This is a genomic window from Streptomyces sp. NPDC051940, from assembly GCF_040680895.1.
In the GTDB taxonomy this organism is placed as follows: Bacteria; Actinomycetota; Actinomycetes; order Streptomycetales; family Streptomycetaceae; genus Streptomyces.
The window spans coordinates 82,935-100,564 of sequence record NZ_JBFAXR010000007.1; the positions used below are offsets into that span (position 1 = coordinate 82,935).

Sequence of the window (17,630 nt, forward strand, 5' to 3'; positions counted from 1 at the left end):
TGATACGCCCCGCATGCCGGGGAACGCCTGTACGACCCGGAGGGAGCCTCGGTGAACGCCCGCATCCTCGTCGCCGAGGACGACGCCAAACAGGCCCGGCTGATCCGGATCTACCTCGAGCGCGAGGGCCACGAGGTCCAGGTCGTCGCCGACGGGCGCGCCGCCCTGGAGCGCGCCCGTACCTCCCGGCCCGACCTGATCGTGCTCGACGTGATGATGCCGAAGGTCGACGGCCTGGACGTCACCCGCATCCTGCGCGCCGAGTCCGACGTACCGATTCTGCTGCTCACCGCCCGGACCACCGAGGAGGACATGCTCCTCGGCCTGGACCTGGGCGCCGACGACTACATGACCAAGCCGTACAGCCCGCGCGAGCTCACCGCCCGGATCCGGGTGCTCCTGCGCCGCGCGCGGAGCGGCGCCGCGGCGCCCACCGTCGTCACTGTCGGCGGGCTGGAGATCGACACCGCCCGCTTCGAGGTACGGGCGGCCGGTGAGCCGGTCACGCTGACCGGTAAGGAGTTCGCGATCCTCAGCACCCTCGCCGAGCAGCCGGGCCGCGTCTTCACCCGGGCGCAGATCATCGACCGCGTCTTCGGCTTCGACCGCAACGTCCTGGAGCGGACCGTCGACGCGCACGTGATGAACCTGCGCCGGAAGCTGGGCGGTGAGGGGTACGTCGAGACGGTGTACGGGCGCGGGTACCGGCTGTCCGACGGGACGGCCACGGCATGAGCCGGCGCCTGAACGTGAGTGGGGCCGCCCGATGAGCTTCCGTCGCCTCGCCGGAGAGCAGGCCCCCCGATGAGCTTCCGCCTCCGCGCCCTCACCCTCCTCATGCTCGTCGCCCTCGCCGCGACGGCCGCGACCGCCTGGCTCACCCTGCGCCAGCTGAACCGGCAGGTGCGCGACAGCGTCACCGCCGGCCAGCAGGAGACCCGGCGGATCACCGAGGAGCTGTACGCCTACGCCTACACCCACGGCACCTGGAAGGGCGTCTCCCCGACCGTCGCCCAGCTGTCCCGTGACACCGGCCAGCGGATCAGGGTGGCCACGGAGGACGACGTGCTGCTCGCCGACTCCGACGCGCTCGCGGGCCGCGAGCCGCGGCCGGTGAGCGGGCAGCCGCCGCTGCTCGTCGATCCGCGGCCGGCGCTGGAGGTGCCGTCGGGGCTCGTGCCGCGGGCCCGGGTCAAGACCACGGTCAGCGCGGTGCTCAACTACCGCTCCGCCATCGCGTACGCCACCTGCCTGACCCGGGCGGGCGCCCGCGCCACCGCCGTCCCCGGCAAGCTGGGGATGCCGGAGGTCACCGCGGAGGAGAAGGCGCCCGGGTGCAAGCGGACCTGGAGCGACGCGTGGACGCAGGTCGACACGGACGCGCTCGAGCCCTGTGTGAAGGAAGCCGACCCGGACGCCTGTCTGCGGCGCGTGTTCAAGGAGCGCATCGCGGACGTCGCCCCACCCCGCCTCCAGATCACCCTCGGCGTACGCGACCAGGCCCCGCCCACGCTCGCCGTCGCCCCGACCGTCGCCGTCGCGGGCGGTGTGGCGCTCGCCGCGATCCTGGGCGCCCTGCTGCTCAGCCGCGCCGTGCTGCGCCCGATCCGGGCGATGACCGCGGCGGCGGGGAGCCTCGGCGAGGGCGATCTGACGCAGCGCGTCCCGGTCTCCGGGCGCGACGAGATCGCCGAGCTGGGCCGCGCCTTCAACCGCATGGCCGGCTCCATCCAGTCCGGCGAGGAGCGCCAGCGCCGCCTCACCGGCGACATCGCCCACGAGCTGCGCACCCCCCTCGCGAACCTCCGCGGCTATCTGGAGGCGCTGCGCGACGGCGTCGTGGAGCCGACGCCCGAGCTGCTGGACTCCCTGCACGAGGAGGCGCTGCTGCAGCAGCGGATCGTCGACGACCTGCAGGACCTGGCCCTCGCCGAGGCCGGCGCGCTCACCTACCACCGCGCGGAGACGGAGCTGGGCGAGCTGCTGGAGGGGTGCCGGGCGGCGTACGCGGCGCAGGCCGCCGCCCGCGGCGTGACGCTCACCACCGACACGCCCGGGAAGGCCCGCGTGTACGCCGATGCCGGACGGCTGCGCCAGGCCGTCGGCAACCTCGTCGGCAACGCCCTGCGCCACACGCCGCCCGGCGGGACGGTGACGCTGGGGCTCGTACCGCGGGGGGAGCTGGCCGCCGTACGCGTCGAGGACACCGGCGAGGGCATCCCGCCCGAGAACCTGCCCCACCTCTTCGACCGCTTCTGGCGCGCGGACGCCGCCCGCGGCCGCGACACGGGCGGCAGCGGACTGGGCCTGTCGATCGCCCGCCAGATCGTCGCGGACCACCGGGGCTCGATCGACGTGGAGAGCACGGTGGGGAAGGGGACGGCGTTCACCATCGTGCTGGCCACGGTGTGAGACCGGTCCGGCACCATTCCTCACCGCTCTCTCATCCTGCTCTCATACAGGCGACCTACTGTGCCCGTATGAGCGACACGAGTCCTTCCGGGTGGTACCCGGACCCGCAGCGCAGCGCAGACGACCCGCCGCGCGAGCGGCGGTGGGACGGTGAGGCGTGGACCGACGAGGTCCGCGCCGCGATCCCGGCGGTGTTCGCCGCGCCGGCGGCGCCGCGCAAGAAGCCCCAGCCGGTCAAGTGGCTGCGGGCACGGCCCTTCGTCGCCGGCATCCTGCTCGGCGCCTTCGGCATGCTCGTCGTGGGCGGCGGCATCGTCGGCGGTGTGGCCCTGGCGTCGGACGACGACGACCCGAGCCCCGCGGTCCAGCGCTGGAACGGCCCGGGCAACGACGACAACGGCAAGGGCGACGACGACGGCAACGGCGGCCGCCAGGAGATGCCCGGCCCGGGCAACGGCGGCGGCAACGGCAACGGCAACGGCGGCGGGATGACGGAGGACGGTTACGCGACCGACCTCGCCAGCGGTATCAAGATCCCGGTCCCCGACGGCTGGCAGGCCCAGTCCGGCGCCGGCGCCTCGGCGGCGACGGGCGAGTACAAGTGCCCGGCCGACACCTCCAAGACCTGCATGCTCGGCGGCGTGAACTCCGCCCCCGCGGCGGCGCTCAAGAACACCGAGTCGACGGCGAAGGCCGCCGCGCTCAAGGACATCGCGGCGAACGCCGAGGACTCCTACGGCGAGTCGGCGTACGGGAAGACGACCTCGCACGAGCAGCTGAAGTCCGAGGCCGTCACGGTCGCCGGGCAGGAGGGCTGGCTGGTGCGGTGGAAGGTCGTCACGGAGAAGGGCGACGACGGGTACGTCCAGTCGGTGGCCTTCAAGTCCCCGGCCGACGACAAGACCATGGTGATCGTCCGCTTCGGCTTCGACGTCAACGACAAGGCCCCGAAGCTGTCGCAGATGGACGAGATCACCAAGGGCATCAAGGAGGCGCAGCTCATGACCTCCGGCCTCGGCTCCGGCTCCGGGAAGTCGGCGTAACAGAGCGGCACACCCCCCACAGCCGCCGGCGCCCGGTACCGAACTCCCCCCATCGGTACCGGGCGCCGGCACGTTCTCCCGGTCCTACTTGGCGTACAACCCCGCGATCTCCGCTTCGTACGCCTGAGCCACCACATGCCGCTTCACCTTCAGCGACGGCGTCAGCATCCCGTTCTCCTCGGTGAACTCGCCCGGCACGATCACGAAGCTCCGTATCGACTCCGCCCGCGACACCGCCTCGTTGGCGTAGTCCACGGCCCGCTGCACGTCCGCCCGCACCTCCGGGTCGTCGGCGAGGGACGCGAGCGGTGTGTCCCGGGGCCGTTTGCGCACCGACAGCCAGTGCTCCATCGCCTCCGGCTCCAGCGTGACCAGCGCCGCGACGAACGGCCGGTTGTCGCCGACCACCATGCACTGGCCGACCGGCGGGCGGCTGCGCAGCCGGTCCTCCAGCACGGCCGGGGCGACGTTCTTGCCGCCGCTGGTGACGAGGATGTCCTTCTTGCGGCCGGTGATGGTCAGGTAGCCGTCCCGGTCGAGCGATCCGAGGTCCCCCGTCGCGAACCAGCCGCCGTCGAGCACCTCCCGGGATGCCTCCGCGTTGTTCCAGTACGAACCGAAGACGATCCCGCCCTTGACCAGCACCTCCCCGTCGCCCGCGATCCGCACCGCCGTTCCCGGCACCGGTTTGCCGACCGTGCCGGGGCGGGGCTCCAGCGGCGGGATGATCGTGGCGGCGGCGGTCGTCTCGGTGAGGCCGTAGCCCTCGTACACGATGATCCCGGCGGCGTAGAAGAAGAGGTTCAGGCGCCGGTCCAGGGGTGAGCCGCCGCTGATGGCGTACCGCAGCCGGCCGCCCAGCTCCTTGCGGACCCGCCGGTACACCAGCAGGTCGTACAGCCCCCAGGCCAGCGTCAGGCCGGCGCCGGGCCCCTTGCCCGTCTCCAGGTACTTCGCGAGGTACGCCTCGCCGAAGCGGACCGCGATGTTGTCCGCGCGCTGGAAGGACGCGCCGCGGCCCAGCTTCTCCGCCGTCGCGCGGCCCGTGTCGTGGATCTTCTCGAAGAGGTACGGGACTCCGATCACGAACGTCGGCCGGAACGTGCGGAACTCCGGGCGCAGTTCGTCCGGTTTGATGCTCGGCCAGTGGCCGATCTCGATCCGGGCCTGCAGGCAGGCGATCTGGATGGTGCGGCCCAGGATGTGGGCGAGGGGGAGGAAGAGGAGGGTCGCGGCGGTCTGGCCGGTGACCTCGGTGAACACCGGGTGCAGCAGCTCGATGGTGTTGGCCGCCTCGGCGTGCAGGTTGCCGTGGGTGAGGACGACGCCCTTGGGGCGGCCGGTGGTGCCGGAGGTGTAGCAGAGGGTGGCGATCGTGTCGGGGGTGACGGCGGCGCGACGCTTGGCGACCTCCTCGTCGGCGACGCCGGCGCCCAGCGCGCGCAGCTCGGCCAGCCCGCCCGCGTCGAGCTGCCACATTCGCAGGGGGCTCGCGAGCCGGGTCGCGGTCTCGGCGTTCTCCGCGGTCTCCACGACGAGATGGGCCGCGCCCGAGTCCCGTACGATCCACTCCACCTGCTCGGCGGAGGACGTGGCGTAGACCGGGACGGTCTGCCCGCCGGCCGCCCAGATCGCGAAGTCCAGGACGCACCACTCGTAACGGGTACGGGACATCAGCGCGACCCGCCCGCCCGGCTCCAGCCCCGCCGCTATCAGGCCCTTCGCGGTCGCGGTCACGTCCGCGGCGAACTCGGCGGCCGTCACCGGACGCCACGCGCCCTGCTCCTTGCGGCGGATGACGACCGCGTCCGGCGCCTCGGCGGCGTTGGTGTACGGGATGTCGGCACAGGAGCCGGTCTCCGGCGGGGTGACCAGCGCGTCGGCGCGCACCTCCCGCACCACGCCGTCCTTCTCGATCACCTCGTACGCCACGCGACCCGCCAGGTCGCTGCGCTGTTTGGCTCGCTTGAGGTCCTTCCGTACGCCCATGCTCCTGGCTCCTGTTCGCGGTCGGCTGCGGGGTGGATCACGCCTCGAGGATCGCCGTCACCCCCTGCCCGCCGGCCGCGCAGATGGAGATCAGCCCCCGTACGGGCGCCTCCACGGCCCGCGCGTGCAGCATCTTCGCGAGGCTCGCCACAATCCGCCCGCCGGTGGCGGCGAAGGGGTGACCGGTGGCGAGGGAGCCGCCGTTGACGTTGAGGCGGGCGCGGTCGACGGACCCGAGGGGCGTGTCGAGGCCGAGCCGGTCCTTGCAGAACTCGGCGCTCTCCCAGGCGGCCAGCGTCGCCAGCACCTGGGAGGCGAACGCCTCGTGGATCTCGTACAGATCGAGGTCCCGCAGGCTCAGCCCCGCGTCGGCGAGCAGCCTCGGTACGGCGTAGGCGGGGGCGGTCAGCAGTCCGTCCGGCCCCTCGACGTAGTCCACGGCGGCCGTACGGGAGAAGGAGACGTACGCCAGGACCGGCAGCCCGCGCTCGGCCGCCCACTCCTCGCTCGCGAGCAGCACGGTGGAGGCGCCGTCGGTGAGCGGGGTGGAGTTCCCGGCGGTCATCGTGGCGTCGGGGCCCTTGCCGAAGACGGGCTTCAGCTTGGCGAGTTTCTCCGCCGTCGAGTCGGGGCGGAGGTTCTGGTCGCGGGTCAGGCCGCGGAAGGGGGTGACGAGGTCGTCGAAGAAGCCCGCCTCGTACGCGGCGGCCAGCCGCTGGTGGCTGGTGGCGGCCAGTTCGTCCTGGGCCTCGCGGGTGACGCCCCACTCCTTCGCCGTCAGTGCGGCGTGCTCGCCCATCGAAAGACCGGTGCGGGGCTCGGCGTTGCGGGGGATGTCGGGGACGACGTGGCGCGGGCGGACCCTGGCGAGGGCGGCCAGCCGCTGGCCGGTGGTCTTGGCGCGGCGGGCGCTCAGGAGCACCTTGCGGAGCTCGTCGTTGACGCCGAGGGGCGCGTCGCTCGCCGTGTCGACACCGCCCGCGATACCCGCGTCGATCTGCCCGAGGGCGATCTTGTTGGCGACGAGGATGACGGCCTCCAGGCCGGTGCCGCACGCCTGCTGGATGTCGTACGCGGGGGTGCGGTGGTCGAGGCCGCTGCCGAGGACGGTCTCGCGGGCGAGGTTCCAGTCCCGGGCGTGTTTCAGCACGGCCCCGGCGACGAACTCGCCCAGCAGCTGCCCGTGCAGGCCGTACCGCTGGAGCAGGCCGTCGAGGGCGGCGCCCAGCATCTCCTGGTTGGAGGCGGTCGCGTACGGGCCGTCGGCGCGGGCGAAGGGGATGCGGTTGCCGCCGACGACCGCGACGCGGCGGGGTGCGGTGGTCATGAGTGTGCTCCTCGGCTCGGCAGTCTCGTTACGTGACCTTGTGTGGAGGCCGGGCTAACTTTACTCTTCGGTAGACTTACTCATCCGTAAGGAGTTGGCAATGGCTGATCGCTACCAGAAGTTCACGACCGGCGGCCCCGGGGGCTTTCTGGCGAAGCGACTCGGCCTGCCGCGCCCCGAGGTGCTCCGCCGCCATCATCCCGGTGATCCGGTGGTTCCGGGCCCGGTCGTGGTCGGCGGGGCCGAGGACGGCCGGCTGCTGAAGTCCGTACGCGCCGTGCTCGAGTCGTGCGCGGCGGAGGTCGTCCCGGAGGCGGAGCGGCCGCATGCGCTGGTCTTCGACGCGACCGGGATCACCTCCAGCGGTGAACTGCGCGCGCTGTACGCCTTCTTCCACGGCCGGATCCGTTCCCTCTCCCCCTGCGGCCGGCTGATCGTCCTCGGTACGCCGCCCGAGCTTTCCCGCTCGGTCGCGGAGGCCACGGCGCAGCGGGCGATCGAGGGCTTCGTCCGCTCGGCGGGCAAGGAGCTGCGGCGGGGCGCGACGGCGCATCTGCTGCTGGTGGCACCGGGGTCGGAGGACGGACTGGAGTCGACGCTGCGCTTCGCGCTGTCGCCGCGCTCGGCGTTCGTGTCGGGGCAGGCGCTGCGGCTGACGGGCCCGGCCTCGGGCGCGCCGGCGGACTGGGAGCGCCCGCTCGCCGGGCGTACCGCCCTGGTCACCGGAGCCTCGCGGGGCATCGGCGCGGTCGTCGCGGAGACCCTGCACCGGGACGGGGCGAAGGTGGTCGTGCTCGATGTGCCGTCCCAGGCGGCGGAGTTGCGCGCGGTCGCCGCCCGGGTCGGCGGTACGGCGCTGGAGCTGGACATCACGGCGGCCGACGCGGGGGAGAAGCTGGCGGCGCACTTCGGGGAGGGCGGGCTGGACGTCCTCGTCCACAACGCGGGCATCACCCGCGACAAGACCCTGGGCCGGATGGACGACGCCCGCTGGGACGCGGTGATCGCGGTCAACCTGACCGCGGTGGAGACGCTCACGGCGCGTCTGCTCGACGCGGGGGTCCTGGCGGACGGCGGCCGTATCGTCTGCACCTCGTCGATCAGCGGCATCGCGGGGAACGTCGGCCAGACCAACTACGCGGCGAGCAAGGCGGGTCTGATCGGGTACGTCGAGTCGCTGGCGCCTACGCTCGCGGACCGGGGCATCACGGTGAACGCGGTGGCGCCGGGCTTCATCGAGACCCAGATGACCGCGGCCGTCCCGCTCTTCATCCGCGAGGCGGGGCGCCGGATGAGCAGCCTGAAGCAGGGCGGCCAGCCGGTGGACGTGGCCGAGACGGTGGCGTACTTCGCCGCGCCGGGCAGCGGGTCGGTGACCGGCCAGGTGCTGCGGGTGTGCGGCCAGGGTCTGCTGGGGGCGTGATGTCGACCGTGTCGAAGGCTCCGGGGCTGGCCGGTCTGTACGTCAGGGCGGTGCTGCCGCGCCGCCGCTCGCGGGGACCGGTCCCCGCGCGGACGCTCAGCTTCCGCGCGCCCGCGCCGGACGCGGGGCAGCTGCGCCGCTACGCCGAGGTGTGCGGTTTCGACCCCGCCGCGGACCGGCTGGCGCCGACGTACCCGCACATCGTGGCGTTCCCGCTCGCGATGCGGCTGATGACGGCGGGGGACTTCCCGTTCCCGGTGCTGGGGTTGGTGCATCTGGCGAACCGGATCGACCAGCTCCGCCGGGTCGCGCCCGCGGAGGCGTTGTCGTACGACGTGTGGATCGACCAGCCGCGCCCGCACCCGAAGGGCCGCACGTTCGACGTCCACGCGACGGCGTCCGCCGCGGGGACGCCGGTGTGGCGGGAGGTCTCGACGTACCTCTCGCGGGGCGGGGGCGGGGGCGGGGGCGGGAGCTCGGGCGAGGGCTCGGGCGAGGGCTCGGGTGGCGCCCCTGGCGGCGCGGAACCCCCGCCGGAGGCCCCGGACTTCGAGGCCCCGACCCTGGACGAGCCCTGGCCCCTCACCCCCGCCACAGGCCGCCGCTACGCCGCGGCCTCCGGCGACCGCAACCCCATCCACCTCCACCCCCTGACAGCCCGCCTCTTCGGCTTCCCCCGAGCGATCGCCCACGGCATGTGGACAAAGGCCCACGCGCTGGCGACCCTGTCGACCGCGGACCTCCTCCCGGAGACCTTCACCGCGGAGGTCACCTTCCGCGCCCCGGCCCTACTCCCGTCAACCCCGCGCTTCCGCGCGGCGCGCACGGGGGAGGGAGTGGCGTTCGAGCTGCGCTCGGGGGAGCGGGAGCACCTGCGGGGGGTCATTGCTGGGGTGGCGGACTGACAAGCGCACGCTGGAGCAGCGTTCGGATACGGGACGACTCATGCGGTGTGGTCCTCCGAGGCCGCCAGGGCCCGTGCGATGCCGGCTCGCGCGGCGGCGACGTCCGCATCGGTGATGCCCGCGTCGACGCCACTCGGCGCAGGAGCGGCTTCGGTCGCGGCGATCGCCGCGTCTATGCCGGCGAAACGGCGCGCCACGATGTCGTCGTCCGCCATCTGCCCCGGTGTTACGTCGATGGCCTCGGGATCCCGGAAGGCTTCGTGCGTCATGTCTCGTCTCCGCCAAATACGCGGCGATGTGCCTCGGTGTGCGGAATGCCCGCGCTCTCACCCCGCTCCTGGTGGGCGCGGTAGGCGGCGAGTGCGCGCAGCTCCTCCAGCTCCAGGACGTCGGCCGGGCTGACCAGAATCGCGATGGTCTGCCCGTGATCGGTGATCGCGACCGGTTCACGTGTTGCGCCGACCATGCGCGCGATGGCGCCGAGACGGGCGCGGGCTTCCACGATCGAGTAGGTCGTCTCCGTCACCCACCACCGTACGGGGGAAGGTCACCGAAGCGTGCCTTCATCGCAGCTTGCCGTCGCCGGAGGGCGCCGGGTCCCGGTCGCGGGTCGCGCCCGGCGCAGCCCGCCTCCCCCGCGCCGTGACGTTGAGGCCCCGAAGCCGTGCCACCTGCGGCAGCATGAGGTGCATGGCAGGCAGCAAGAAGTACTCCGTGAGCCTTCCCGAAGAGCTCGCCGAGACCATCCGCGACCGCGTCGGCCCTGACGGCTTCTCGGCCTACGTGGCCGAAGCCCTCGCGCAGCGGATCGCCGCGGACGGGCTTCGGGAGATCGTCCAGGACTTCGAGACCGACAACGACCCGCTGACGGCCGAAGAGATCACGGCGGCGCGGGCCGTTCTCCGGCACGACCGCGTGATGGGTGCGGGTGGGAGGCAAGCGCCGCTCTGATCAGGCCACCGTGTATTCCGTGTCCCCGAAATCGGCGACCACCCGGAGCCTGCCTCCCAGTGCCTCCACATAGGAGCGCAGCGTTGCGACCTCGGTGCGGTCCGTGTCGCCGTGCTCGATCGCCGAGACTCGTGGGGGCGAGACACCCATGGCCGCGGCTACGTCTCGTTGGGTCAGGGCTTGCTCCTTGCGGACCTCGGCCAGCTTGTACGCCCGCACCTCGGCCATCAGCTGGTCCATCGCGGTCTTCTTCTCCTCGGCGGAGCGCACAAGAAGCCCAGCGGCCGTGCGGCGTTCCCGCGCCCGGCGCTTGGTCTCCTCCCAACCCACGGTACTCATTCGTACTCCCTGGTCTCGAGCTCGCCGACATGCGTCAGATAGCGCTTCTCGGCGACCGGAATGTTGGCCTCGTACCAGCGATTCCAGCTCCCGGCCTTGTCCCCGGCCACCAGCAGGACGGCGCGGCGGACCGGGTCGAAGGCAAACAGGATGCGGATCTCGCTCGACCCGGACGATCCTGGGCGCAGTTCCTTCAGGTGATGCTGCTCAGCGCCTTTGATCCGGTCGACGAGCGGTCTGCCCAGCGTTGGTCCGTAAGCGGCCAGTGCGTCAATAGCGTCTTCCACCTGCTCGGCGCTGTCCCAGTCCCTCTCCGCCAGTTCCATGAACCACTCAGCTACCTCTGAAACGAGGATCACTTCCCATTGAGCCACGGCTTGCAAGTTAATGCAAGCGTTAACCAGGATCCTGGTAATCCAGCAGCATCACCCGTGCGGGGGACCTTGCGGTCGCCCAGCCCCGCAGGCGAGGCGAGTGCTACTCCGCCTCCCGCGCCGCGGAAGGCGGCGCCCACGCCTCGCCGTCGAGGACGTTTCGCATGCCCACCCACACCATGTTCATGAGCCGCACCGTCACCCGCTCCGCCGACTCTCCCGGATGCCGTTCCATCCAGTCCGTCAGGGAATCCGCCGCCCCCACCAGTGCGTGGGCCACGAACTCCGCCTCGCCCGGCGGGAGTTGGGAGCCGTTCATGCCGTGGGCGACCAGCGCGGCGACCGCCGTCATCACCGACGCCCGCTGGCGGTTGACCTCCGCCGCCACGTCGCCGCCCATCTCGGGGGCCTGGCGGTAGAGGACGACCCAGCCGTCGCGGTGGCCCGCGACGAACGCGAAGAACGCCGACAGGCCCGCCCAGAGCTGGGACTCCGCGTCCGGGGCGGCCCCGGCCGCATGCTGGAAGTCCGCCGTGATGCGCTCGCCCTCGCGCCGGATGCACGCGATGAACAGGCCCTCCTTCGAGCCGAAGTAGAGGTACACCATCGGCTTGGAGATGCCGGCCAGGTCCGCGATCTCGTCGACCACCGCCGCGTGGTAGCCGCGCTTGGAGAACACCTGGATCCCCGCGTCGATGATCTGCTGCTCCCGCACCTCGCGGGGAAGTCTCCGCCTGACCTTGTCGCTCACGCTTGCCAGCCTATCCGCCGGGGCAGTAATTTAACTCCACGGTAAGTTTACTCCCGGGTAAGGACTGTCGGAAGGGCAGCAGATGAGCAACGAGACCGGCGCGAACGGCATCGCGGACCTGGACTTCGGATCCGTCTCCCCGCAGGAGTTCGCGCGGATAGTGAAGGGCCTCTCCGGCCGGGAGATCACCGAGATCGCCGCGGACGAGCCGCTGCGCGCCCGCGTCGTAGCCGAGATCTTCGGCCGGATGGGCCGCCAGTTCCGTTCCGACATGGCCGGCTCCCTGAAGGCCCTGGTCCGCTGGAAGATCACCGGCGTCACCGAGCTCGTCTACGAGACGGCCATCGACCACGGCGACATCAAGGTCACCGAGGGCCGCAGCGACGCCGAGCCCCGCACCACGCTCGTCATGGGCGACGAGGCGTTCCTGAAGCTCACCTCCGGCAACGGCAACCCGGTCACCCTCTTCGTCACCCGCAAGCTCAAGATCGCGGGCGACGTCGGCTTCGCCGCCGGGCTGACCCGCTACTTCGACATCCCCAAGGCGTAAGGGAGACGCGACGACATGGCCTTCTCCCTCGACATCGACGAGGACCAGCGCGATCTGCGCGACTGGGTGCACGGCTTCGCCAGGGACGTCGTACGCCCGGCCGCCGCCGAGTGGGACGAGCGGGAGGAGACTCCCTGGCCGGTGATCCAGGAGGCGGCGAAGATCGGCCTGTACGGATTCGAGTCGCTGGCCGACCTCTTCGGCGACCCGAGCGGCATCTCGCTGCAGATCGCGAACGAGGAGCTGTTCTGGGGCGACGCCGGCATCGGCATGGCGCTCTTCGGCACGTCGCTCGCCGTCGCGGGCATCTTCGCCGCCGGTACGCCGGACCAGCTCGCGGACTGGGTGCCGGAGTGCTTCGGCGACGAGAACGACCCGAAGGTCGCCGCGTTCTGCGTCTCCGAGCCGCACGCGGGCTCGGACGTCTCCGCGATGCGGACGCGGGCGCGGTACGACGAGGCGAGGGACGAGTGGGTGATCAACGGCCAGAAGGCGTGGATCACCAACGGCGGCATCGCGAACGTCCACGTGGTCGTCGCCTCCGTCGACCCGTCGCTGGGGGCGCGCGGGCAGGCGGCGTTCATCGTCCCGCCCGGGACGGCGGGCCTGGCCGGCGCGAAGAAGATCAGGAAGCTGGGGCTGCGCGCCTCGCACACGGCGGACGTCTTCCTGGACGACGTACGCGTCCCCGGCAGCTGCCTTCTGGGCGGCAAGGACCGCCTGGACCGCCGCCTCGCGCGCGCCCGCGAGGGGTCCACGTCGAAGGGCCAGGCGGCCATGGCGACCTTCGAGGTCTCCCGCCCCACGGTCGGCGCCCAGGCGCTCGGCATCGCGCGCGCGGCGTACGAGTACGCCCTCGACTACGCCGGCGACCGCGAGGCGTTCGGCCGCCCGATCGTCGAGAACCAGGCGATCGCGTTCTCGCTCGCGGACATCCGCACGGAGATCGAGGCGGTACGCCTGCTGATCTGGCAGGCGGCGTGGATGGCCCGTAACGACAAGGTCTTCGACGCGGCCCAGGGCTCGATGGCGAAGCTCCGCGCGGGCGAACTGGCCGTCTCGGCGACGGAGAAGGCGATCCAGATCCTGGGCGGCGCGGGCTACAGCCGCGAACACCCGGTGGAGCGCATGTACCGGGACGCCAAGATCTACACGATCTTCGAGGGCACGAGCGAGATCCAGCGCCTGGTGATCGCCCGCGCGATCTCAGGCCGCCAGATCCGGTGACACCCCCGGCCGCGGCAGGGGCTCAGGCCGCAGCCTCGGGGCCGACCGGCGTGAAGCGGACGGAGGCGCGGCCTTCGCGCGGGCTGAGATGGATGTCGAGGTCGGCGTCCATGGCTTCCGCCAGCCGCGACAGCAGCGGCAGCGTCGGCGTCGTCCCACCCAGTTCGATCCGGGAGACCCCGGGCTGGGTCATACCGGCCCGCCTGGCCAGCTCGGTCTGCGACAGGCCGAGCTGGGTACGGCGGTCGTAGACCGCCTGCCCGAAGGCACTGGCGCGCGCCGCGCCGAGGTACTCCTCGCTGAAACGCACCTCGTCGGGCACCCGCCAACTGCTGTGGTAACCCTTCGCCATGGATCCCTCCTTCCTGCGGGCGACTTCGTCGAGCCCTCACGAACAGGCCCGGCACCGGACGCATTGCGGGCGCCCGGTGCCGGGCCGTACGGCGTGCGGCGCGGGGGGCCGCACTCATCGAGTGCCGGGGTTGGCGGCGCCTCCGTGACGGCCAGGACGCGTCAGCTTTCCGTGTCCTTCGGGTGGCGGGGCGAGGCGTAGACGAGATGCACGGTGCGCCTTGCCGCGTCCACGAGATAGCGGACCCGCCCACCTGCCGTGACCTCGTACTCCCACTGGGGAAGCGTCGTTCCGCCGAGCACGGCGGTGCCCAGTCGACCGCGCAGCCGGTGCTGCCGATCCGGGTCGGCCAAAGACTCTGGTGCCGTCCGCAGCGCTTCGAAGCAACGCCGGGTGTTGCCGGGTGCGGCAGCGCCCAGCTCTCCCCAGCCCTTCGCGGCTTCGTTCGTCGCGAACCGCAGCCGCCATTCCTTACCGACAGCAGGGGGTGCGACGTCATCGCCGCGTTTCGGCGTCAAGGTGCCGTCACCTCGCCGTGGTCCTCGTCCGGCAGCCTCCGCAGGGCCTCTTCGGCCAGTTCCGGATCGGCCAGGATGCGGGCCGTCGCGCGCCATTCGACGATCGTGCGGTGGAGGTTCGCGTGGACGTCGAGGTCGACAGCGTCCTGGGTGGCGGCGATCAGGTCGGCGACGAACTCCCGGACCTCGTCGGCCGAGAGGTGCCGCATCCAGGGGAAGACGGCCGGGAGGGCGCCTCTTATGGCCCTCGCGCCCTCCGTGCTGGCGATCAGCGCCGCGAGCAGCCGCGCCGTGACCTCGGCCGTCTCGTCCCGCTGGCGGTCGTGGCGCGCGACGGTCAGGTACATGTCCTCGCCGTCGCGGCGCGTTACCTGTACGCGCTTGTTGCGGTCGACCACCTCGGCGACATGCCGCGAGTTCCGGGACAGCTCGGAGAACGACACCGTGGGCGTAGCCATACCTCACGGTAGTTCGGAATACGTTCAGAAGTCAAGCGGGCGGCAGGTTCCGCGATCACGCACGAGCCCCGGGGCCGGGCGCATTGCGGGCGCCCGGCCCCGGGTCGCTGCCGAGGGGCGTCAGCCCTCGTCGTGCGTCGGGGCCACCTCCGCCAGGTGCGAGCGGTTGCGCAGCTCCACCGCGCGCAGGGCCGCCTCCAGGGCGAAGCGGCCCTCCACGTCGTCCACCTCGCTGCCGAAGAGCTGCTCGACGATCCGCAGCCGGTAACGGACCGTCTGCGGGTGGACGTTCAGCAGCTCCGCCATGTGCGCCGCCGTGCCCCGCGTGGTGAGCCAGATCCGCAGCGTCTCCGTCAGGCGGTCCCGCCGGGACGCGGTGAGCCCCGCGAGCGGCGCCAGCCGGCGGTTCGCGATCTGCTCCACCAGCGCCGGGTCCGACATCAGCCACAGCGTGACCAGGTGCTCCTCGCAGTGCACCAGCGGCCCGTCCCGCACCACCCCGGTCTCCGCCAGCCGCAGCACCCGGCGCGCCCAGCGCAATCCGTCGGCCGCCTCGTGCAGCGGCAGGGTCAGCCCGACGCCGGCCAGCGAGTGCGGCACCGCGGCGCGCAGCGCCTCGCGCCGCTGCTCGTCCACCGGCCCCGGGATCAGCGCGAACGGCTGACTGCCCGCCGTATCGCACAGGACGTCCCCGCCCAGCCTGGCCGGAGCCTGCGCCTCGCCCCGCAGCGCGACGGGGGTGACCGTCTCCGGCAGCGGCCACTGCGCCCGTTCCGCCAGCGCCCCGATTGCGCCGGCGGACATGGGCGTGTCCGACACGAGCAGCCGGGCCAGCCGGCGGCGTGCGCCCTCCCGCTCCTCGGAGGTCCTGGACAGGGCCTCCAGGTATCCCTCGCGGGCCAGCAGGGACAGCTCGTCGATGTACGCGAACAGGGCGTCCGCGAAGACGATCATCACCTGGGAGGAGATGCGGTGCCGTTCGCCGACCTTCATGGCCCGGCGCCAGGCGACCCGCCCGCCGATGCGGTACGCGGCCTGTAACGAGTCCAGACTGCGCCCCTCCTGGGCCTCGAAGCGGCCCAGCATGCGGTGTACGTCGTCGAACTGGCTGGTCGCCGCCTGCGGGGCGGCGACCCGTTCGGTGAAGCCGTCGAGCGACCGCTCCACCCCGGTTCTCAGGGCCCGGTCATAGGCGGACCCCCTGGCGTGCGCGTACTCCGGGAGTGCGCGGCGTATCTCATCAAGGATCTCCTTGAACAAGCTCGGCAGCTCCGGCCGGATGACCGCCGCCAGTTGCTGGGGCAGCGGGGGCGGGTCTGCGAGCGGAGGCGTGCGTGTTGCGGACTGCATACGGCGAACCCCTCACCTGACCGGCCGTAACGCAGGCGGCGGCAGGGCCGTGGTAGGGGCACGGCCGATGGACCACGCGCGCCGGTCGGCAGCTAGGCGTGTTTGACCTGGGGTGTTGCTGGCGTGGGGGGAGAGCAGCAGCGACCCCAGAGCGTGACCTGGAACACACGTTGCATCGTTAACGTTAGAACAATTGGCGTATGCAGGCACTCCCCGTGCACGCGCTTTCCTAAGCGGGTTTGACAAACTGCCCGGTAGAACGGCCGTAGGGTCCGGTCCTGTTGCTGAGGGGCGCGTCAGTCCGACTCCGCGCCCCGCCCCTCCTTCAGGAACTGGGCCCGCAGCGCCACCTCGATCGCGAACCGGCTCTCCGGCTGCCGCAGCCGCTCGCCGAAGGTGTGGCCGAGGTTGCGCATCCGATAGCGGACGGTCTGCGGGTGTACGTCGAGTTCGCCGGCGATCTCGGCCGCCGTGCCCCGGGTGGTGAGCCAGACGCGCAGGGTGTCGATCAGCCGCTCCTGCCGCATCGGCGTGAGGTCGGTGAGCGGTTCGAGTTCGCGCCGGGCCAGCTCCTCCACCAGCGGGAGGTCGGAGAGCAGCAGGAGCGTCACCAGGTGCTCCTCGCTGTGGAGTACGGGTGTCCGCTCGACGACGCCCGCGTCGGCGAGGGCGAACAGCCGCCGCGCCCAACGCAGGGAGTCGTCCGACTCGGACAGGGCCACGGTCAGGCCGATCACCGCCCGCCGCCCGGTGAGCGCGGTGCGCAGCATGGACAACCGCCGGTCGGTCACCGGCCCGGGGATGAGCAGATGCGGCTGGGGGTCGTCGTCCTCGATGAGGATGTCCTCGTCCAGCACCGCGCGGTCCACGGCCCGCCCGTGGCCGAGCGCGACGGGGGTGGCCTCGTCGGGGAGCGGCCAGCCGGCCGTCTCGGCCAGTTCGGCCACGGCGGGATGGGCGGGGGTCGAACCGCCGGCCAGGACGAGCCGCAGCAGCCTGCGCCGCAACGAGCCGATCTCCTCGTGGGGTTCGGCCTGCGCCTGGACGTAGCCCTCGCGGCACAGCGCCTCGATCTCGTCGATGTACGCGAAGACGGTGTCCGCGAAGATGGCGATGATGGTGGGCGAGAGGTTGTAGCGGGAGGCGAGCGACTTCGCCCGCCGCAGGGAAACCCGCGCGCCGATCCGCAGCGCCATGCGCAGGAAATGGAAACTGCGCCCTTCGTACGCCTCGAACCGCCCCAGTTTCCGGCACATCTCGTCGCGCCGGGTGGTGGAGGCGGTGGGGGTGGCGACGTGCTCAACGAACGCGGAGAGGTTGCTTTCGATGCCCTCCTGTACGACGCGGCCGTACGGGCCGTCGAGCAGGTCGCTGTACTCGGGAATTGCCCGCCCGATTTCCCGCGATATCTCGGTGATCAGGCTCGGTAATTCCGGCCGCATGATGGCGGCCATTTCCTGCGGCAGCGGTTCGGGCGGCTGTGCCAGCGCGGCGGACGGGTGTGGTCCCGGCATTGTCTCTCCTCCGCCGCAGAGCGGTCCGGCCGGCGGCGGTGTGGTGGACGGTGGTGGTGTGTCGATCGGGGCAGGTCGGGGTATCGGGCCGCTTGACCACGGTTCTTCCATGGCCGGCGGTGGGGCGTCGGGGCGGCCGGGGTGACG

Annotated in this window: 20 protein-coding genes; 8 read left to right on the forward strand and 12 right to left on the reverse strand. The window is 72.1% G+C overall.

Going from position 1 to position 17,630, the window contains the following annotated elements; genetic code table 11:
• Positions 1 to 51: 51 nt before the first annotated feature.
• The 3 genes from AB0M28_RS05270 (at position 52) to AB0M28_RS05280 (ending at position 3,455) form a co-directional block, all read left to right on the forward strand.
• Positions 52 to 735 carry a response regulator transcription factor gene (locus AB0M28_RS05270; RefSeq protein WP_365398019.1) on the forward strand — a complete coding sequence of 228 codons (684 nt, stop codon included), beginning with the start codon at positions 52 to 54 and terminating at the stop codon, positions 733 to 735.
• 69 nt (positions 736 to 804) lie between these two features.
• A complete protein-coding gene (locus AB0M28_RS05275) occupies positions 805 to 2,412 on the forward strand; it encodes an ATP-binding protein (RefSeq protein ID WP_365398021.1) in 1,608 nt (535 codons plus the stop codon).
• A 68-nt stretch (positions 2,413 to 2,480) separates the two neighbouring features.
• On the forward strand, positions 2,481 to 3,455 hold the full coding sequence (locus AB0M28_RS05280) for a DUF2510 domain-containing protein (protein WP_365398024.1): 975 nt from the start codon (positions 2,481 to 2,483) through the stop codon (positions 3,453 to 3,455).
• Between the two features lie 84 nt (positions 3,456 to 3,539).
• On the opposite strand, the gene AB0M28_RS05285 is transcribed toward AB0M28_RS05280, so the two are convergent.
• Entirely contained in the window at positions 3,540 to 5,444 is a 1,905-nt protein-coding gene (locus AB0M28_RS05285; RefSeq protein WP_365398026.1) for an AMP-dependent synthetase/ligase, read from the reverse strand.
• 37 nt (positions 5,445 to 5,481) lie between these two features.
• Positions 5,482 to 6,771, reverse strand: a complete 1,290-nt coding sequence (locus tag AB0M28_RS05290) for an acetyl-CoA C-acetyltransferase (protein ID WP_365398028.1) — start codon at positions 6,769 to 6,771, stop codon at positions 5,482 to 5,484.
• Between the two features lie 100 nt (positions 6,772 to 6,871).
• On the opposite strand from AB0M28_RS05290, the gene AB0M28_RS05295 reads away from it, so the two are divergent.
• Positions 6,872 to 8,194 (forward strand): 3-oxoacyl-ACP reductase, encoded by a 1,323-nt coding sequence (locus AB0M28_RS05295; protein ID WP_365398031.1) that lies wholly within the window; start codon positions 6,872 to 6,874, stop codon positions 8,192 to 8,194.
• Positions 8,194 to 9,099, forward strand: coding sequence for a MaoC/PaaZ C-terminal domain-containing protein (locus AB0M28_RS05300; RefSeq protein ID WP_365398034.1), 906 nt, complete (start codon positions 8,194 to 8,196; stop codon positions 9,097 to 9,099). Before AB0M28_RS05295 ends, AB0M28_RS05300 begins: the two co-directional genes overlap by 1 nt.
• Positions 9,100 to 9,137: 38 nt before the next feature.
• On the opposite strand, the gene AB0M28_RS05305 is transcribed toward AB0M28_RS05300, so the two are convergent.
• A complete protein-coding gene (locus AB0M28_RS05305; protein WP_365398037.1) occupies positions 9,138 to 9,368 on the reverse strand; it encodes a hypothetical protein in 231 nt (76 codons plus the stop codon).
• Positions 9,365 to 9,625 (reverse strand): type II toxin-antitoxin system Phd/YefM family antitoxin, encoded by a 261-nt coding sequence (locus AB0M28_RS05310; protein ID WP_365398041.1) that lies wholly within the window; start codon positions 9,623 to 9,625, stop codon positions 9,365 to 9,367. Before AB0M28_RS05310 ends, AB0M28_RS05305 begins: the two co-directional genes overlap by 4 nt.
• A gap of 164 nt (positions 9,626 to 9,789) precedes the next feature.
• Between AB0M28_RS05310 and AB0M28_RS05315 the strand changes: the two genes are divergently transcribed.
• A complete protein-coding gene (locus AB0M28_RS05315; protein WP_365398044.1) occupies positions 9,790 to 10,050 on the forward strand; it encodes a hypothetical protein in 261 nt (86 codons plus the stop codon).
• Here the strand turns inward: AB0M28_RS05315 and AB0M28_RS05320 are convergent, their stop codons facing one another.
• From AB0M28_RS05320 to AB0M28_RS05330, 3 genes are all read right to left on the reverse strand, one after another.
• Positions 10,051 to 10,389: an XRE family transcriptional regulator gene (locus tag AB0M28_RS05320; RefSeq protein WP_365398047.1), complete on the reverse strand. Its 339-nt coding sequence runs from the start codon at positions 10,387 to 10,389 to the stop codon at positions 10,051 to 10,053.
• Positions 10,386 to 10,715, reverse strand: coding sequence for a type II toxin-antitoxin system RelE/ParE family toxin (locus AB0M28_RS05325; protein ID WP_365398169.1), 330 nt, complete (start codon positions 10,713 to 10,715; stop codon positions 10,386 to 10,388). The genes AB0M28_RS05320 and AB0M28_RS05325 overlap by 4 nt, the downstream gene beginning before the upstream one ends.
• A gap of 151 nt (positions 10,716 to 10,866) precedes the next feature.
• Positions 10,867 to 11,514: a TetR/AcrR family transcriptional regulator gene (locus tag AB0M28_RS05330; RefSeq protein ID WP_365398049.1), complete on the reverse strand. Its 648-nt coding sequence runs from the start codon at positions 11,512 to 11,514 to the stop codon at positions 10,867 to 10,869.
• 82 nt (positions 11,515 to 11,596) lie between these two features.
• Between AB0M28_RS05330 and AB0M28_RS05335 the strand changes: the two genes are divergently transcribed.
• On the forward strand, positions 11,597 to 12,064 hold the full coding sequence (locus AB0M28_RS05335; protein ID WP_365398051.1) for an SCP2 sterol-binding domain-containing protein: 468 nt from the start codon (positions 11,597 to 11,599) through the stop codon (positions 12,062 to 12,064).
• A gap of 15 nt (positions 12,065 to 12,079) precedes the next feature.
• Complete coding sequence (locus tag AB0M28_RS05340; protein ID WP_365398053.1) at positions 12,080 to 13,291, forward strand: acyl-CoA dehydrogenase family protein; 1,212 nt, start codon at positions 12,080 to 12,082, stop codon at positions 13,289 to 13,291.
• A gap of 22 nt (positions 13,292 to 13,313) precedes the next feature.
• On the opposite strand, the gene AB0M28_RS05345 is transcribed toward AB0M28_RS05340, so the two are convergent.
• The 5 genes from AB0M28_RS05345 to AB0M28_RS05365 form a co-directional block, all read right to left on the reverse strand.
• The gene (locus AB0M28_RS05345; RefSeq protein WP_365398056.1) at positions 13,314 to 13,643 is read right to left on the reverse strand and encodes a helix-turn-helix transcriptional regulator; all 330 of its coding nucleotides are present in this window, start codon (positions 13,641 to 13,643) and stop codon (positions 13,314 to 13,316) included.
• A gap of 161 nt (positions 13,644 to 13,804) precedes the next feature.
• Complete coding sequence (locus AB0M28_RS05350; protein WP_365398058.1) at positions 13,805 to 14,161, reverse strand: hypothetical protein; 357 nt, start codon at positions 14,159 to 14,161, stop codon at positions 13,805 to 13,807.
• The gene (locus AB0M28_RS05355) at positions 14,158 to 14,619 is read right to left on the reverse strand and encodes a prevent-host-death family protein (protein WP_365398061.1); all 462 of its coding nucleotides are present in this window, start codon (positions 14,617 to 14,619) and stop codon (positions 14,158 to 14,160) included. The genes AB0M28_RS05350 and AB0M28_RS05355 overlap by 4 nt, the downstream gene beginning before the upstream one ends.
• Before the next feature lie 120 nt (positions 14,620 to 14,739).
• Positions 14,740 to 15,969 carry a helix-turn-helix domain-containing protein gene (locus tag AB0M28_RS05360; protein WP_365398064.1) on the reverse strand — a complete coding sequence of 410 codons (1,230 nt, stop codon included), beginning with the start codon at positions 15,967 to 15,969 and terminating at the stop codon, positions 14,740 to 14,742.
• 296 nt (positions 15,970 to 16,265) lie between these two features.
• The gene (locus AB0M28_RS05365) at positions 16,266 to 17,483 is read right to left on the reverse strand and encodes a helix-turn-helix domain-containing protein (RefSeq protein WP_365398067.1); all 1,218 of its coding nucleotides are present in this window, start codon (positions 17,481 to 17,483) and stop codon (positions 16,266 to 16,268) included.
• Between the last annotated feature and the right edge of the window lie 147 nt (positions 17,484 to 17,630).

What these genes read in the sequence shown, in the direction of transcription:
- AB0M28_RS05275 (WP_365398021.1), top strand. Translation starts at nt 805, where the DNA reads ATGAGCTTCCGCCTCCGCGCCCTCACCCTCCTCATGCTCGTCGCCCTC.
- AB0M28_RS05280 (WP_365398024.1), top strand. Translation starts at nt 2,481, where the DNA reads ATGAGCGACACGAGTCCTTCCGGGTGGTACCCGGACCCGCAGCGCAGC.
- AB0M28_RS05285 (WP_365398026.1), bottom strand. Translation starts at nt 5,444, where the DNA reads ATGGGCGTACGGAAGGACCTCAAGCGAGCCAAACAGCGCAGCGACCTG.
- AB0M28_RS05290 (WP_365398028.1), bottom strand. Translation starts at nt 6,771, where the DNA reads ATGACCACCGCACCCCGCCGCGTCGCGGTCGTCGGCGGCAACCGCATC.
- AB0M28_RS05295 (WP_365398031.1), top strand. Translation starts at nt 6,872, where the DNA reads ATGGCTGATCGCTACCAGAAGTTCACGACCGGCGGCCCCGGGGGCTTT.
- AB0M28_RS05300 (WP_365398034.1), top strand. Translation starts at nt 8,194, where the DNA reads ATGTCGACCGTGTCGAAGGCTCCGGGGCTGGCCGGTCTGTACGTCAGG.
- AB0M28_RS05305 (WP_365398037.1), bottom strand. Translation starts at nt 9,368, where the DNA reads ATGACGCACGAAGCCTTCCGGGATCCCGAGGCCATCGACGTAACACCG.
- AB0M28_RS05315 (WP_365398044.1), top strand. Translation starts at nt 9,790, where the DNA reads ATGGCAGGCAGCAAGAAGTACTCCGTGAGCCTTCCCGAAGAGCTCGCC.
- AB0M28_RS05320 (WP_365398047.1), bottom strand. Translation starts at nt 10,389, where the DNA reads ATGAGTACCGTGGGTTGGGAGGAGACCAAGCGCCGGGCGCGGGAACGC.
- AB0M28_RS05325 (WP_365398169.1), bottom strand. Translation starts at nt 10,715, where the DNA reads ATGGAACTGGCGGAGAGGGACTGGGACAGCGCCGAGCAGGTGGAAGAC.
- AB0M28_RS05335 (WP_365398051.1), top strand. Translation starts at nt 11,597, where the DNA reads ATGAGCAACGAGACCGGCGCGAACGGCATCGCGGACCTGGACTTCGGA.
- AB0M28_RS05340 (WP_365398053.1), top strand. Translation starts at nt 12,080, where the DNA reads ATGGCCTTCTCCCTCGACATCGACGAGGACCAGCGCGATCTGCGCGAC.
- AB0M28_RS05345 (WP_365398056.1), bottom strand. Translation starts at nt 13,643, where the DNA reads ATGGCGAAGGGTTACCACAGCAGTTGGCGGGTGCCCGACGAGGTGCGT.
- AB0M28_RS05355 (WP_365398061.1), bottom strand. Translation starts at nt 14,619, where the DNA reads ATGGCTACGCCCACGGTGTCGTTCTCCGAGCTGTCCCGGAACTCGCGG.
- AB0M28_RS05360 (WP_365398064.1), bottom strand. Translation starts at nt 15,969, where the DNA reads ATGCAGTCCGCAACACGCACGCCTCCGCTCGCAGACCCGCCCCCGCTG.
- AB0M28_RS05365 (WP_365398067.1), bottom strand. Translation starts at nt 17,483, where the DNA reads ATGCCGGGACCACACCCGTCCGCCGCGCTGGCACAGCCGCCCGAACCG.